Origin of the sequence: Paramagnetospirillum magnetotacticum MS-1 (assembly GCF_000829825.1) — a bacterium.
Taxonomy (GTDB): Bacteria; Pseudomonadota; Alphaproteobacteria; order Rhodospirillales; family Magnetospirillaceae; genus Phaeospirillum; species Phaeospirillum magnetotacticum.
In genome coordinates, this window is record NZ_JXSL01000025.1 from 124,599 (window position 1) to 139,949 (window position 15,351).

Sequence of the window (15,351 nt, forward strand, 5' to 3'; positions counted from 1 at the left end):
GGCGAGGGACAAACTTCAACCAGACCATCGTGCGTCTTGGCGCGCTGTGGTCTAACCGCTGACCTTTTTGCGCAAGGGTTCGAACAGGGCTTCGATGCCGCGGTTCGCAGCATTGCGCACCACCGATGTGAAGTCGGCCTGCAAGGTGGCCAGGACGGCCCCGCCATTGGCGGAGACATCGGTAATCACCGGCTTGCCCGCTGAGCCCTTCATGACCACCCACTTGACTTCGGTCGCGGCTTCGCCGGGAACCGAGGCCAGGGAACTGACCACGAAGCTGTCGCCTTTGCGCTCTGCGCCCTGGACCACGATACTCTGGTCGGCGGGAATCTCATCGACCATGCCCGCGACGGCCTTGGTCAGGAACTTTTCCAGCAGGTCCTGAAACTCCTTTTGCTGATCAGGGGTGGCCCGCGTCCAGTAGCGGCCCAGGATGTGCTGGGATTCCAACTGCATGTCGGCGTATTTGGCGACCAGCAGCGCCATTGCCGCCTGGACATCCTCGCTTGTCAGCTTTCGGCCCGCGAAGGTCCGCAAGATATCGTCGATGGCCGACTGCACCAGGGCGCGCGCCGTCTGTTCGTCCAGTGCTGCCGCGGCGGGAGAAGGCGGCGAGGCGACGGCGGCCGGGAGAGCCGGGGCCGGTGGGGGAGGAGGCTGGACGGCATGCTGTGGCGGTGCTTCGCGAACCTGAACGGTCGCGGCCATCTGGGGAGCCTGAACCGCCTTTGGAGCGGCAACCGCCTGAAAGGCGCTGGCATTGGCGGTCTTGATGTCCATGACGAAGCGCCATCCCAGGCCCTCGGCGGGGCTGAGCATAAAGGCCTTTTTGACCACGGCGGGTTCTTGCAACTCGACGATCACCTGGGAGACGCCGCCAACCCGTTCATGGCGCACGGCCGAGACGGGGCCGGTCCGTCCGGCGCCCAGCGGCTTGGCCTTCCAGGTCAGGTCATCGGTCTCGATGATCACGCGGTAGGGCGCGTCGCGATAGGAAATGCGAAAGGGCATGGTGTGGGAAACATCCATCACGACCCTGGTCACGCCGTCGGGGTGGACGCCCAACCGGACCCCACTGACCGCATTGTCCGCCATAGCCGGGTCAGACAAGGCGACCAGGGCCAAGGCGGCCAGAACCGATGAACGCAGCCGCACGAACAATTGCATCAGCCCGATACTCCCAGGCATTCCCATCACGGGGCAGTATAGCCGGTCGTTCTTGCTGATTGATTACGAGCGGACATGAAAAACCCGCCGGATCATGAACCCGGCGGGTTTTCATTCGATGGTCGGAGTGAGAGGATTCGAACCTCCGGCCCCTGCCTCCCGAAGACAGTGCTCTACCAGGCTGAGCTACACTCCGGTCGCCTGCGAGGGGCTTCTTATAGCGCCAAGCTTGCGGCGGCGCAAAGGGAATTTGCGCCGCCGCAGACTGGGGAAAATGGGGGGGCGCAAAGGGATTTCGCGCCGCCGCGAAGGGTTGGAAAACAATCAGAATTCGCGGCCGATCAAGGCGTCTGCCGAGAAGCGTCCGCCGCCCCGGATGACGAAGGAGGCCGCCAGGATGCCCCACATCAGCGGGTATTCGAAGCCGCCCGAGGTCCAGAAGAACCCGTTGCCCAAATGGACGCCGAACACGGCCACCACCATCATGCCCGTGACCAGGGCGGCGACGGGACGGGTCAGCAGGCCGATGGCCAGCGCCAACCCTCCGAAGAATTCGATCAGTCCGGCCACCAGGGCGAGGACGGGCGGCAGGCCAAGCTTGGCGGCGAAGAACTGGCCCGTGGCGTCCAGGCCGTAGCCGCCGAACAGACCAAACAGCTTCTGGGCGCCGTGGGGAACCAGCAACAGGCCGGTGGTGGCGCGCACCAGCGGTTCGGCCAGGGGGGACAGCGCCTGGGTGAGGGGGGCGATGGCGGGAATCAGGGGCTTGGGGGAGGAAGAGGAGAAAGTGGACATTGGAGAACCTCGTCATTGCAGGGCTTGAACTGACGAGGACTCTACGCCCCGCAAATAAATTCAACAATTAGCGCATTACTCACATCACTGTTGCGTTAATCGAAACGAATGGGCGGAAAACCGCTTCCGGCTGGAAAAAGGGGCCGGGATGGGCTATCGGGATGCGTGCTCACAGTTCCGGTGGATCAAACCCATGTCCAAGGCCAAGAAGACCGCTGTCACTCCCACCCGCGAGGAGAACTTCCCCGAATGGTACCAGCAGGTGATCAAGGCCTCCGATATGGCGGAAAATTCGCCGGTGCGCGGCTGCATGGTGATCAAGCCCTGGGGCTATGGCATCTGGGAATCCATCCAGCGCGACCTTGATCGCCGCATCAAGGAGACCGGGCACGAGAACTGCTATTTCCCGCTGTTCATTCCGCTGTCCTTCTTGGAGAAGGAAGCAGCCCATGTGGAGGGCTTCGCCAAGGAGATGGCGGTGGTCACCCATCATCGTCTGGTGGCCGAGGACGGCAAGCTGGTGCCCTCGGGCAAGCTGGAAGAGCCGCTGGTGGTGCGTCCCACTTCGGAGACCATCATCGGCGACGCCTTCGCGCGCTGGATCCAGTCTTACCGCGACCTGCCCATGCTGGTGAACCAGTGGGCCAATGTGGTGCGCTGGGAAATGCGGCCGCGCATCTTCCTGCGCACCGCCGAATTCCTCTGGCAGGAGGGCCACACCGCCCATGCCACGGCCGAAGAGGCCATGGAAGAGACGCTGCGCATGCTTGAAGTCTACCGCGTCATGTCGGAGGAAGTCCTGGCCATGCCGGTGATCGTCGGCGAGAAGCCCGCCCACGAACGCTTCCCCGGCGCCGACAAGACCTATTCCATCGAAGCCATGATGCAGGACGGCAAGGCCTTGCAGGCCGGGACCTCCCACTTCCTGGGCCAGCATTTCTCCAAGGCCCAGAACATCCGCTACCAGACCGCCCAGGGCGGCGAGGAATTCTGCTTCACCACCTCCTGGGGCGTTTCCACCCGCCTGATCGGCGGCGTGATCATGAGCCATGCCGACGATAACGGTTTGCGCGTTCCGCCGCGCATCGCGCCCAAGCAGATCGTCTTCGTTCCCATCACGCGGGCCGATGGCGACGAGGCCCTGATCGACGAATTCCTGGCCCCCGTGGTCAAGGAATTGTCGGCCCAGAGCTTTGGCGGCGAACGCCTCAGGGTGCATGTGGACCGCCGTCCCCTGGCGCCGCCGGAAAAGCGCTGGGAATGGGTGAAGAAGGGCGCTCCCATCATCTGCGAAGTGGGGCCGCGCGATGTGGCGGGCGGCACCATAGCCATGATCCGCCGCGATGGTGAGTTGAAAGGTCAGATCACGCCCAAGGACGAGTTCGTGGCGCGCGCCGCCTCCATCCTGGCCGATATCCAGAACAGCCTGTTCACCCAGGCCAAGACCATGCTGGAAAGCCGCACGGTGACGGTGAAAACCAAAGACGAGTTCCTGTCGGTCTTCAGCGGCGACACCACTTTTGGCCGTAAATTCGTGCGCGCCAAATGGTGCGGCGATGCCGATACCCTGGCCATGCTGGACGAACTCAGCGTGACCGTGCGCAACGTGCCGTTCGACCAGGACGGTGCGCCCGGCACCTGCGTGCTGAGCGGCCGCCCGGCGACGCAAGAGGTGATCTTCGCCAAGTCCTATTAGGGACCGATGATGGAGTTGCGGACTTTCCTCCTGGCACTGAGGCCGGGGGGCGTCAGTCCCCGCGACTCCATAGGAAGACGCCTTTGGGCTCTCCCGCCATGAAGCAGTAGATATAGGAACCCTTGATGTCGAAGGGCTTCGCAAGCAGGTTCAAGGGGCGGAAATCGCCGGTGACAATGTCCTGATTCTCGGTAATCGCCGGGTGGAAGGCATTGGTGATCAGGGCGAGGCGAAAGCGGGGCAGTTTGGGGAACAGCTGCAAGATGTCGGTATTGGACCAGTGCTGCACCACGTCCTTGCAGATCAGAAGATCCGCCGAAGGCAGTTCACCCTCGATTCCATTCATTTCCTGAAAGCGGATATTGGGCGCGGAAAAATTCCGCGTCGTTTCCAGCACGACCGACGACACGTCGATTCCACAATACTCGATGCCGCTCCAATCCATGTGGCGCGAGAACTGCCAATCGCCGCAGCCGAGATCGACCACGCTGCGGATATGGTTGGCCCTCAGAAAATTGTGAAGAAACTTCCGGTAGTCCCGCGTCAGCTCCTCTGCCGAGCCCTCGCCGGAGCCGTTGCCCCACACCTTGTTTGTGTAGATGGCGTTGAAGATGTCCGCATGCGCCATGACCGGGTCTACTCGACGGTGAAATACTTGTGCAGCTTGGCGACCTTGATCAGGTTCTCCACCTGACCGGTGGCGCCTCGCAGGACCACGGCGCGGCGTTGCTGGACGGCCGCGTCGCGCACAATCAGCAGCATGCCCAGCGCCGAGGAATCCATGAATTCCACCCTGGACAGGTTGAATACCACCTTCGGCGTCCGGGCCTCGTTGATCTTGGACAGAATGTCGCGGAACGCCTTGTGATCCTTGTGGGTCATCCGTCCGCCGAGAGTGACGGTCAGGCCGCCATCGCCGGAATCGAATTCATGCTCCATAATGCCCTCGTCACTTTTGTGAGCCCTGACGGGCGTTCCCATATCTTAGGTTTGCCTTAAATTCACGCCGGAGCCAAGGATCAATGACCATTGTTGCCGTCATGGGGGGCATCTCCCCGCAGGCAGAACAGGGCGTCCGCCTGCTGGGCTGGCCTTTGGCGGACAAGCCGCGCGAAGGGGTGGGGGCGGTCATGGTCCGCGAGCGCTTCTCCGAGGACTGCCTGCAAGATTGCATGCTGTCGCCCTGGGTGGGGGGCGTCGAGATGGACGGATCGGGCCGCCATCCGGTCGGGTCATGCTTTCGCCGTCATCTGGCGGAAGGCGGCATCGGGGTGTCGCTGCGCTCGGATACCGCCTATTGCGCCGATATCGCCCATCCCTTCGCCCTGGCCATCGGGCGGCGACTGGTGGATTCGCAAGGCCTCGACCTGGAGTTCATCATTCAGGAAATGGTCACCAATGCCCTGTTGCACGGCAATCTGATGGTCGGCGGCGTTGATAGCGACGAGGGCGGCGGCCTGGACGGCTTTGGCGAACGCATCGAGGAGGCCCTGGCCGACCCTGACCGTGCCGGGCGGCGGGTACAGATTTCGGCCTCCCTGGTGGGCGACCGTCTGGAACTGGCGGTGGAGGACGATGGTCTGGGCTTCGACGTGCCGGGCGCCCAGTTCAACACGCGGCGTCCCCACGGCCTGTCCTTGCTGGAGACCATGGTGTCCGATCTCAGGATCGAGGAGGGAGGGCGGCGGACCATCGCCACCTTGCTCATTCCCACCAGGCAATTGCGGCCCGAGCCCCTGGGGCTGGAGGCGGTGCGCGTCCTGGTGGTCGACGACAACAAGATGAACCGGGTTTTGATGGAAACCCTGCTGTTGCGCATGGGCGTCGGAAGGGTCGAGGCCGTGGAATCGGGCGAGAAGGGGCTGGCCGCCATCGAGCGCGAGAAGCCCGATCTCGTCCTGCTCGACGTCATGATGCCGGGCATGGACGGATTCGAGATGTGCCGCAGGTTGCGGCGGATTCATCCCCTGACCGAATTGCCGGTGATCTTCGTCACCGCCCTGGACGGCCCCGCCGACCGCACGGCCTGTTTCTCGGCCGGGGGCAGCGACATGGTGGCCAAGCCCATGGACGCCAACGAGATCAGCGCCCGGGTGGGCGTGCATCTGCGCCTGGGTCAGGCCATGGACCGTCTCACCGCCTATCAGGAGCGTGTCCATGACGAGTTGCGCGCCGCCCGTGGCGCCCAGGCCGCCCTGATGCCCACCTCGGCGGAATTGTCGGCCATCCGCGAGCGTCTGGGGCTGGTGGTGGACGGGCGGATCGAAAGCTCGTCGGAACTGGGGGGTGATTTCTGGACGGTCCTGCCCGCCGGGCAGAACCAGATCTTCCTGCTGGTGGCCGATTTCACCGGCCACGGGCCGGTGGCGGCGTTCAATGTCTTTCGCCTGCATCTCCTGCTGTCGCGTCTGCCGCGCCAGTTGCCGTCGCCCTCCGCCCTGCTGGGCTATCTCAATCTGGAACTGAAGGCGGTTCTGCGCCCCGGCCAGTTCGCGGCGGCCTTCGCGGCCCTGATCGATGTGGAGGCCGGAACGCTGACCTATGCCGCCGCCGCCTCGCCGCCGCCGGTTCTGTTGATCGATGGCAAGGCCCGCTTCCTGGAATGCGACGGGGCGCCGCTGGGGGCCTTTGCCGACGCGGAATACGAGGAAAGCCGGATCGACCTGCCCCATGGCGCGGCGCTGCTGGCCTATTCGGATGCGCTGGTGGAAAGCCTGGGGAGCGACGGCACCCTGGCCTGTGATCAGGACACTTTGCGCGATTGGGTGCTGGGCGTCCAGGAGGGGCATTCGCTGGCGGACGAGGTCTTGGCCCGCTTCCGCGAGAAGGTGCCGGGCGAGCCGCCGGACGATCTGACCCTGGTCAGCATCCGGCGGCCCTGAGCAATCGGGGGATCAACTGAAGGCCGCGGCCAGTTCGTCCAGCAGGCTCTGAACTTCCTGCGACGGGCCTTCGATGGCGGCCACCGAATCGACGGCGCCATCGAAATCGTTGTCGCGGAATTTCCGGGCCGCCTCGATGCCCAACTGGTGGACCCGTTCGTGCGGGGCTTCCAGGGCGCGGAAGGCGGGGTGGTTGCGGATCTTGTCATCGGTGACCGAATAGTACCACTTGCCCAGGCGGCAGCTCTTGTGATTGGCCAGTTCGTCGGGATTGATGGTGGTCTTTTCGGCCAGCATCTCGGCCAGACGACGGCGCCAGATCATGTGGTCGGACTTGGCCAGATGGATCACGGCGTTGCGCATTTCCACCTGATTCATCTCGTTCAGCATCTCGGCCAGATTGCCGCTGGCCTTGGATGAGATGTCGATCACCGTGTTGATGGCCTTGGTGTCATCCACCGAGCGGGCGGCGGCGGCTTCCAGATTGTCGGCGATCTCCTGGGCGGCGTGGCGCTGCTGGGCCAGGTGTTCGGAGATTTCCTGCATCAAGGTGGTGACGTCGCGGATCTCGTGGCTGACGGTGCGCATCTTGTCCACCGATCCCAACACGATCTGTTCGCCCTCGCGCACCGTCTCGGCGCCCTTGCCCATTCCGGTCAGGATGGCGGCGGTCTCCTCGGCCAGCATGTCGATGCGCGAGCGGATTTCCTGGGTCGCCTGGCCGACCTGATTGGCCAGATTCTTCACCTCGGTGGCGACCACGGCGAAGCCCTTGCCGAACTCGCCCGCACGGGCCGCCTCGATGGTGGCGTTAAGCGCCAGGATATTGGTCTGGCGCGCGATCTGCTCGATCTGCTTGACGCTGGCGCCGATGGATGACGAAGCATCGGTCAGGCGCGACACGCGTTCCGCGGCATCGTTCACCGTGGTGACGATGTTCTGCATGGTGCTGACCACGGCCTCGGTGCTGCGCGCGCCTTCATCCGAGACGTCCTGGACCGAGCGGGCATTGGTGGCCGCCAGTTCGGAGGTCCGGGCGATGGCCTGGACGGTGGAGACCAATTCCTCGGTCGAGGCCGAGATGGTGGCCATGCGCCGGCTCATCTCGCGGATGGAGCGCAGCGTATGGACCGCCTGGGTCACCGTGCCGTTCAGGTGGATGGACATTCCCACCGACTGGATCAGCAGCGAGCGCGAGCGGTTTTCCAGCTTCTCGGCCAGAATTTTCAGCTTGTCCGCCAGGGGGCCGCCCGCCTCGGGCAAGGTCCGGTAACCGCCCTCGATCAGACGATCTATCACGGCCTCGAAATCGGCCAGGGAAATATCCTGGGAATCAGACATCCTACTTCCCCTATCGAAATTCGGCGCAAGATTATAGGGTCTTCGAGTGCACCGCAAGATGGCGGGGGGCGCAAGCCGGGTTGAAACGCCGCCACCCCTTACCGTATCTTCGCCTCAGCCCTTCGCAGCCCAGCCCAGAGGTTTCGTCATGCCCTCCTTCGACGTCGTTTCCAAGACCGATCTCGCCGAGGTCGACAACGCACTTGCGGGCGTGACCCGCGAGGTGGCCCAGCGCTACGACTTCAAGGGATCGAAATGCTCGGTCGAACGCAAGGAAATGGTGATTACCGTTCTTGCCGACGATGATCTGAAGCTGAAAACCATGCATGAACTGATGGCCGTGCATTTCACCCGCCGCAAGGTGGACCCTCGGGTTCTCGATTATCAGACCGTAGAGAAGGCCTCAGGCAATACGGTGCGGCAGGTCGTGAAGATCAAGGACGGAATCGACGCGGTTCTGGCCAAGCGCCTGGTCAAGGACATCAAGGATTCCAAGATGAAGGTGCAGGTGGCCATCCAGGGCGACGAGCTGCGGGTCACGGGCAAGAAGCGCGACGACCTTCAGGAGGCCATCGCCCTGTTCCGCAAGCTGGACCTCGATCAGCCGCTGCAATACATCAACTTCCGCGACTGAACATTTCAGCCATGCGCTGGGGGCGGGCCGCCATGTCCATTCCATGGGGCGGTTTGGCCCCGGCGTAAATGACTCTGTAAGGATAATCGGGTTATGCTGCACTGCGTCATCAAGGGATGGCCCAGTGTTGTCCCGCCCGATGCCGAGAGTATGGAGTCTATGATGAAACCGTCATTCGGCCTTCGCTTCGTTCATGCAAGTCTGGTCTGCGAGGATGCCCTCGCCCAGGGCGAAAAGAAGCAGGCTCTGTGCGAGATCCTTCGCGTTGCCGACGATATCGTTTGGTACGCTGTTCTGGGCCGCAACGGCGGCACTGTCAGCCGCGAATGGATCGAAGCCGAGCGCTTCTCCGATATCTGCGCCCAGGCGGCCTGATCCGCGCGGCTTAAAGGACGGGGCCGGTCGTGAACGTCTTCTTTCTCGACCGCGACCCTATCGCCGCCGCCCGGCTGCACTCTGATCAGCATGTGGTCAAGATGGTTCTGGAAACGGCGCAGATTCTCTGCGCCGTGCTTTATCGTCACGGCATGACCGCCCCCTATCGCCCCACCCATGCCCGGCATCCTTGCGTGTTGTGGACCGGAGACAGCCTGCCCCATTGGCGATGGGTGCGGGATCTGGGGCTGGCTCTGGGCGAGGAATACACCTACCGGCGTGGAAGAGTTCATGCCTCGGCCCTGGTGATCCAAGGCCTGCCTGAGGCGCCGCCCATTCCCGATCTGGGCTGGACCGATCCGCCCCAGGCCATGCCCGATTCCTATCGTGGTCCCGATCCGGTGGAGGCGTATCGCCGTTATTACCGGGCGGAGAAGTCGGTGTTTCCCGGCAAGGGGCCCGCCACCTGGGCCCTGCGGGAGCGGCCGGGATTTATGGGGTAAGGGCCTTGTCGATGGCGGCGCGCAGGCGCGCGGAGTCGGGGGCGGTGGTGCTGGCGAACCAATCCACCAGTTGTCCATCGCGGCCCACCAGGATTTTGTGGAAGTTCCATCGCGGTACGCCCAGGGCACCTGTGCGTTCCGCCGCCCAGCGGTAGAAGGGATGGGCGCCCGTCCCGGTCACCACCTGCTTTTCCAGCAAGGGGAAGTCGACGCCATAATTGATTTCACAGAAGCTGGCCACTTCGGGATTGGAGCCCGGTTCCTGGGCGCCGAAATCGTTGGACGGCACGCCCAGAACCACCAGACCGCGTCCCCGGTATTCGCGCCACAATGCCTCCAGCCCCTGGTATTGCGGGGTGAAACCGCATTGAGACGCGGTATTGACCACCAGCACCACCTTGCCCTTGAAGGCGTCTGCGGGCACCTGTCCACCGGCAATGGCGGGAAGGGGAAGGCTCGACCAGTCGAGGTGATCGCCGGTCGCACCCCAGGCGACACCACCCGCCAGGCCAATGGCGGCCACAACGGAAGCGACAAACGAGCCAAGCGGATTGGTGGGGAGCAGGCGGGACATGGAAACCTCCTTGTTGCTCTAGACATGGGAAGAGCGGACCATGGGTCAAGGACCCCGTGGGGATGGTCTCTCTGGACGGATGTGTCCCAACTCCGCTATCTTTGGGGGAATCTAACCGAAAGGTATGGGGGGGAGGCACGGCGTAATGCTTCGACTTGACGTCGGCACATTGGGTTTTACCGCCGCCATGACGTCCATGACCTGTGGCATGGTCTATGGTGCCTATGGCATGGCGCGCCACCATGGCCGCCGCTGGATCGCTTTCGGTCTTTCGGCGCTGTGCTATGGCCTGGGTCTTTCGCTGATCGTCAATCTCGGCAGCTTTCCGCCGCTTTTCACTGTGGTTGGCGGCAACCTCTTGCTGGCCCTGGCGGCGGTTGCCCTGCATGCCTGCTGTGCCCAACTGTCCGAACGCGCATTGCCGCCGGTCTTCTACCTTGCCTATGTCGCCGCCTATTTGGGGGGAGTGAGCTACTTCCTTTATCTGGACGACAGCATCGGCGGCCGCATCGTGTGGGCATCGCTGATCCGGGTTCCGCTATTCTTGCATGCGGCCCTGATGATCCACCGTCACCGCCAAACGGAGAGGTCTATCGGCCTGGTGGTTCTGGAAACCGTCCTGGTCGGTTGGGCCTGTCTCCTGGTGGGGCGCCCTCTTGCCGTGTCGGTGGTCTATCCCATCCGGGAGTTCCTCTCCCTGGAGGGCTTTCTGGCGTTCTATTACGTCATGGCGGGGTCGGCCTATGTGGCCATGCTGATCGCCTTGATGCTGATCGATGTCGATCGCCTTGCCGCTCTGCTGGGCCGCGAGGTGTCGCGTCAGGCCGAGGCCCTGGAAACCCAGATCTCGCGCCAGACTCAGGCTCAGACCGAGTTGCGGTCCATCCTCGACAACATGCCCGACATATTTTATCGCACGGATGCGCAGGGCCGTTTGCTGATGTTGTCGCGTTCGGTGGAAAGTCTGCTGGGCTATAAGCCAGAGGAGGTTCTGGGGCAGGATTCTGCCTTCTTCCACGGCTCTGACGACAGCCGCCCCATGCTGGTCGCGGCCCTGGAGGCGGCGGGCGGCTCAATTCTCGATTATGAGTTGAGGCTAAGGCACAAGGATGGCCACACCTTGTGGGCGTCCACCTCGTCACGCTTTTACTACGACGCCGAAGGCAACCGGGCGGGGACCGAAGGGGTCGTCCGGCTGATCGAGGAGCGCAAGCAGGCGGAATTCCATATCCGTGAGAATCAGGCCCTGATCCAGGCCATGCTGGACGCCTCCTCCGATGCCATCATGCTGTTCCGGCCCGATGGGACCTTGCTGGCGGTCAATGGGGTGATGGCCGCCCGCTTCGGCCGCAAGGCATCGGAACTGACCGGTTCGTGCTTATGGGACATGTTCCCGCCTAGCGTGGCCAAGGCCCGCGAGGTCGCGGTGACCCGCGTGGTGGAAACCGGCGAGGCCATCCATTACCTGGACCGGCGGGGTGAGCTTTATCTGGACAATTCCATCTATCCCGTTCCCGGCGTGGATGGGGTTCCCGACAAGGTGGCCGTCTATTCCCGCGACATCACCGCCCAGACCCTGGCCGAACAGCGGCTGGCTATTCAGATGACCGAACTGGAACGCTCCAATGCCGAACTGGAGCAATTCGCCTATGTGGCCAGCCATGACCTGCGCGAGCCGCTGCGCATGATTTCCAGCTATCTCAGCCTGCTGGAGCGGCGTTACGGACCGAAGCTGGAAGGCGATGGCCTGGAATTCCTGGCCTTCGCCCGTGACGGTGCCAAGCGCATGGACCGGCTGGTGCTGGACCTGCTGGACTTCTCGCGCATCGAACGCAAGGGCTCGCCCATCATTGCCATGGAGGCCGAACCCGTGTTGCGCCAGGCGCTGCGCCATCTGGCCCCAAGCATGGATGAATGCGGTGCCCAGGTCGAAATGGCCGAGGACGGGGGTGCCGTCCGGGTGATGGGCGATCCCGAACAGGTCATCAGGCTGTTCCAGAACCTGGTCGGCAACGCCGTCAAGTACCGGGCCCCCGGCCGCGTGCCCCGTGTCTCGGTGTCGTGGCGCCGTGACGGCGGCGAATGGGAGTGCACCATCGCCGATAACGGTATCGGCATCGACCCGCAGTATTTCGAGCGGATCTTTGGAATCTTCCAGCGGCTGCACACGCCCGACCGGTATACCGGCACCGGCATCGGTCTGGCCATCTGCAAGAAGATCGTCGAGCGCCATTCGGGGCGCATCTGGGTGGATTCAACACCCGGCCAAGGCACGGCCTTCCACTTCACCCTGCCCGCGGCGGACTGATATCACCCCACATAGGCGGAGATATCCACCTCGTCGATCTGTTCGGGCTTCAGATAGCGTTCGGCATAGCGCTTGTAGACGCCCGATGTCAGGAACAGGTCGAACAGGTCGGGATCGACGTGCTTGTCCTTCTTGAAGAAGCTGAGGATCTTCACGCATTCCGACAGGGTCTTGGGCTTCTTGTAGGGGCGGTCCGAGGCGGTCAAAGCCTCGAAGATGTCGGCGATGGCGGTGATGCGGGCCGGGATGGACAGATCCTCGGCCGCCAGTTTCTTGGGATAGCCGCTGCCGATCAGGGTCTCGTGATGGGCGCCTGCATATTCCACCACCCGCGACAGATGCTTGGGGAAGGGCATGCGCTTGAGCATGATGATGGTCTGGATGATGTGCTCGTTGATCTTGAAGCGCTCTTCCTCGCTCAACGTGCCGCGCCCGATGGCCAGATTGTAGACCTCGCCGAAATTGAACAGATTGTCCGGGATCTTGGTCTTGAAGCCGTAGGACGGGTCGAACAGGGCCGAATTGGCCGGGCGGGGGATGACGTGCTGCGGCTTGTCGGCCAGCAGGGTCTCCATGGCGGGAAGGGGTTGCGGCTCGCCCTCATAGCGGCGCAGTTCCTCGTGGGCCAGTCCCAGGCGGTCGTCGAAATGACGCATCCAGGTCCGCGTGGCGATGGTTCTCAGGCGTTCCACCTTGTCGGGCGCCATGAATTCACCACCCAGATTACACTCGGCGATGAAGGCGAAATCATCCAACAGCCCGGTTTCGGCCGCCTTGAACGCGGCCTCGGCCTCGGCTGCCGGGGTGCCCGCGACAATGGCTTCGAGCATGCGGATGCGCTCGTCGCGCAACAGGACCTCGAAGCGGGTGCGCACTTCGTGGATGCGGTTATAGATGGTTTCCAGCTTGGTGGCCTTGTCCACCACGTATTCCGGGGTGGTGACCTTGCCGCAATCATGCAGCCAGGCGCCGATCTTGAACTCGCGCCACTGGTCGGGCGTGGTGAAGGCGAAGTCGGCCAGCGACCCTTCCGTCACCTTGCAGGCCTCCTCGGCCAGCATCAGCGACAGTTCCGGCACGCGTTCGCAATGGCCGCCGGTATAGGGGCTCTTGGCGTCGATGGCTCCGGCGATGATCTGGATCATGGCGTCCATCAGCCGTTCCTGCTGGTCCAGCAGGTCGCGGTTGTAAAGCGCGGTGGCGGCCTGGGCGGCCAGGGCTTCGACGAAACGCTGGATTTCTGGCGAGAAAGGCACGATCTCGGTACTGCCGTGCGGACGCGAGTTGATCAGCTGCACCGCGCCGATAATGTCGCCGCCGCGCGGCTTCAAAGGCACGGTCATGAAGGAGACCGACTTGTAATTGGCCCGCTCGTCGAAGGCCTTGGTTCCCGAGAAGTCGAACTCGGTGTCGTCATAGGCGTCGGGAATGTTGACGGTGGTCTGGGCGTGCACCGCATGGCTGACCACATTGTTGTGGTTCTCCTGGCCGTCCTTGTACATGGGGACCGGAGGCAGCGAGGGCGGTGCCTCGTTGGCGCCGCCCATGCGGATGTTCAATGTGTCATTGCGGATGATCTGAAAGCGCAGATTGTTGTCGTCATCCCTGATGTAAAGGGTGCCGCCATCGGCATTGGTCAGTTCCTTGGCGCCCATCAGGATCATTTCCATCAAGACGCCGTGATCGCGTTCCGACGACATGGCGATGCCTAAATCCACCACCCGTTCCAGCCGTTTCTGAGCGGTGGCCAGATCATCGGTGCGGTTGGCCAAGGTTCCCTTCATCAGCCCGAAGGCTTCGCCCAGATCCTGGAACTCACTGATGAACGACGCCTTGGGCGGTTCGCCCGAGAAATCGAACTGACGCACTTTGACGGCTTCGGAGACCAACTGGCGGATGGCGGTGGCGATGTTGTGGGCGAACAGCATGGACAGCGGCACGACCACCAGCAAAACCAGGCCCGCCGCCTTGAGGATGCGCGATTGCATCTCGCGGATGGGGCCGGTGAAGTCGGAGAAGGGCGACACGATGCCGATACCGATGGACTGGCCGCCGCTGTGGCGCCAGTTGGTGATCTGCACCAGGGCGTCGCCCACCGGCGTATCCACCAGCCGCACCGCCTCTCCCGACGTGGCAAGGCCCAGGGCCTTCAACAGGGGATTGGGCAGAGACGCCAGGCTGGTGACAGCATCCGGAGGACTGCTCACCAGAGAGGGGGAAATGGCCAGGACGTTCTTCTTGTCGTCGAACAGAACGACGCCGCCCGATGGCGAGATGTCTTGGCGGGCGATGAAGGCGGACAATCCCTTCAGGGTGATGTTGACCGCGAACACCGCGCCCTTGTCGCCGGTGGCCCGTGACGCGCCCAGGGTCAGAACCTGCAGCGAACTCAGCAGATAGGGTTCGGCCAGGACGGTTTCAGGGCTGTCGATGGCCTGCTTGTACCATGAGCGGGGGCGGGGGTCGTAATCGGGATTGTCGGTGCGCGTCTGCCCCATGACGGCGGAGGCGGTCGTATAGAAGGTGAACCACTCGCGGCGGATGCCCGTCTGGTCGGGTGCCACGCTGCGCAGGATCAGCCGGGTGCCTTGCGGCGCCTTGAAGGTGGTCAGAATACGCTGATCGCCGTTCACGGCGATGGCTTGAAGGAAGCCTCCGTCGGCTTGGCCCACATATAAGGAATAGAGGTCCGTGTCCTGCTCCAGGGCACGCATCATGAAGGGAACCAGCGGATGGGCGATGCCGTCGCCGCGGATGGGAACGGACGCGGCCGGCAACGCGGCGCCCAGACCGGCCAGATCCACCACGGCCGCCATCTGGTCGCTGACCCGGTCGGCGACGCGGGCGGTGATCTCGGCGAAGAGCCTCCGTGCCGCTTCGTGGGCTGCGGTGGTGCTGGCGAAATAGACGCTGGACGCCGTGGTTACCGTCAGGCAGGCCACCACGAAAGCGATAATCAGCACGATACTGAATTGCAGCCCAAGGCGCATCCGGCCAGCCATGCCCCCCCCTATATATCAAGCCCCCTTGATGGCGCGCAGTCTGCACCAGAATTGGAAAAATAATAGCGGGTAAT

Annotated in this window: 13 protein-coding genes and 1 tRNA gene; 6 read left to right on the top strand and 8 right to left on the bottom strand. The window is 63.3% G+C overall.

Annotated elements, in window-relative coordinates; genetic code table 11:
* Positions 1–51: 51 nt before the first annotated feature.
* From CCC_RS21135 to CCC_RS07900, 3 genes are all read right to left on the bottom strand, one after another.
* Complete coding sequence (locus CCC_RS21135) at positions 52–1,167, bottom strand: MlaC/ttg2D family ABC transporter substrate-binding protein (protein ID WP_009868619.1); 1,116 nt, start codon at positions 1,165–1,167, stop codon at positions 52–54.
* Positions 1,168–1,286: 119 nt separating this feature from the next.
* Positions 1,287–1,363 (bottom strand) — tRNA-Pro (locus CCC_RS07895).
* Between the two features lie 128 nt (positions 1,364–1,491).
* Complete coding sequence (locus CCC_RS07900; protein ID WP_009868618.1) at positions 1,492–1,962, bottom strand: DoxX family protein; 471 nt, start codon at positions 1,960–1,962, stop codon at positions 1,492–1,494.
* A 193-nt stretch (positions 1,963–2,155) separates the two neighbouring features.
* On the opposite strand from CCC_RS07900, the gene proS reads away from it, so the two are divergent.
* Positions 2,156–3,658, top strand: coding sequence for a proline--tRNA ligase (gene proS / locus CCC_RS07905; protein ID WP_009868617.1), 1,503 nt, complete (start codon positions 2,156–2,158; stop codon positions 3,656–3,658).
* 52 nt (positions 3,659–3,710) lie between these two features.
* On the opposite strand, the gene CCC_RS07910 is transcribed toward proS, so the two are convergent.
* Together CCC_RS07910 and CCC_RS07915 are read right to left on the bottom strand one after the other, a co-directional pair.
* Entirely contained in the window at positions 3,711–4,286 is a 576-nt protein-coding gene (locus tag CCC_RS07910; protein ID WP_009868616.1) for a class I SAM-dependent methyltransferase, read from the bottom strand.
* Between the two features lie 8 nt (positions 4,287–4,294).
* Positions 4,295–4,597 carry an STAS domain-containing protein gene (locus CCC_RS07915; RefSeq protein WP_009868615.1) on the bottom strand — a complete coding sequence of 101 codons (303 nt, stop codon included), beginning with the start codon at positions 4,595–4,597 and terminating at the stop codon, positions 4,295–4,297.
* Positions 4,598–4,680: 83 nt separating this feature from the next.
* Between CCC_RS07915 and CCC_RS07920 the strand changes: the two genes are divergently transcribed.
* Positions 4,681–6,540 carry a SpoIIE family protein phosphatase gene (locus CCC_RS07920; RefSeq protein WP_009868614.1) on the top strand — a complete coding sequence of 620 codons (1,860 nt, stop codon included), beginning with the start codon at positions 4,681–4,683 and terminating at the stop codon, positions 6,538–6,540.
* A gap of 12 nt (positions 6,541–6,552) precedes the next feature.
* Here CCC_RS07920 and CCC_RS07925 read toward each other — a convergent pair whose 3' ends face one another.
* The gene (locus tag CCC_RS07925) at positions 6,553–7,881 is read right to left on the bottom strand and encodes a methyl-accepting chemotaxis protein (RefSeq protein ID WP_009868613.1); all 1,329 of its coding nucleotides are present in this window, start codon (positions 7,879–7,881) and stop codon (positions 6,553–6,555) included.
* Positions 7,882–8,029: 148 nt separating this feature from the next.
* On the opposite strand from CCC_RS07925, the gene CCC_RS07930 reads away from it, so the two are divergent.
* The 3 genes from CCC_RS07930 to CCC_RS07940 all read left to right on the top strand — a co-directional run bounded on the left by CCC_RS07930 (position 8,030) and on the right by CCC_RS07940 (position 9,393).
* Positions 8,030–8,515 (top strand): YajQ family cyclic di-GMP-binding protein, encoded by a 486-nt coding sequence (locus CCC_RS07930; protein ID WP_009868612.1) that lies wholly within the window; start codon positions 8,030–8,032, stop codon positions 8,513–8,515.
* Between the two features lie 159 nt (positions 8,516–8,674).
* Positions 8,675–8,890 (top strand): hypothetical protein, encoded by a 216-nt coding sequence (locus tag CCC_RS07935; RefSeq protein WP_009868611.1) that lies wholly within the window; start codon positions 8,675–8,677, stop codon positions 8,888–8,890.
* 29 nt (positions 8,891–8,919) lie between these two features.
* Complete coding sequence (locus CCC_RS07940) at positions 8,920–9,393, top strand: pyrimidine dimer DNA glycosylase/endonuclease V (RefSeq protein ID WP_009868610.1); 474 nt, start codon at positions 8,920–8,922, stop codon at positions 9,391–9,393.
* Here CCC_RS07940 and CCC_RS07945 read toward each other — a convergent pair.
* Positions 9,383–9,967: a glutathione peroxidase gene (locus CCC_RS07945; RefSeq protein ID WP_009868609.1), complete on the bottom strand. Its 585-nt coding sequence runs from the start codon at positions 9,965–9,967 to the stop codon at positions 9,383–9,385. The two genes, CCC_RS07940 and CCC_RS07945, sit on opposite strands and share 11 nt — an antisense overlap.
* 145 nt (positions 9,968–10,112) lie before the next feature.
* On the opposite strand from CCC_RS07945, the gene CCC_RS07950 reads away from it, so the two are divergent.
* Complete coding sequence (locus tag CCC_RS07950) at positions 10,113–12,275, top strand: sensor histidine kinase (RefSeq protein WP_236686336.1); 2,163 nt, start codon at positions 10,113–10,115, stop codon at positions 12,273–12,275.
* Positions 12,276–12,277: 2 nt separating this feature from the next.
* Here CCC_RS07950 and CCC_RS21690 read toward each other — a convergent pair whose 3' ends face one another.
* Positions 12,278–15,277: an HD domain-containing phosphohydrolase gene (locus CCC_RS21690; protein ID WP_082036545.1), complete on the bottom strand. Its 3,000-nt coding sequence runs from the start codon at positions 15,275–15,277 to the stop codon at positions 12,278–12,280.
* Positions 15,278–15,351 lie beyond the last annotated feature (74 nt).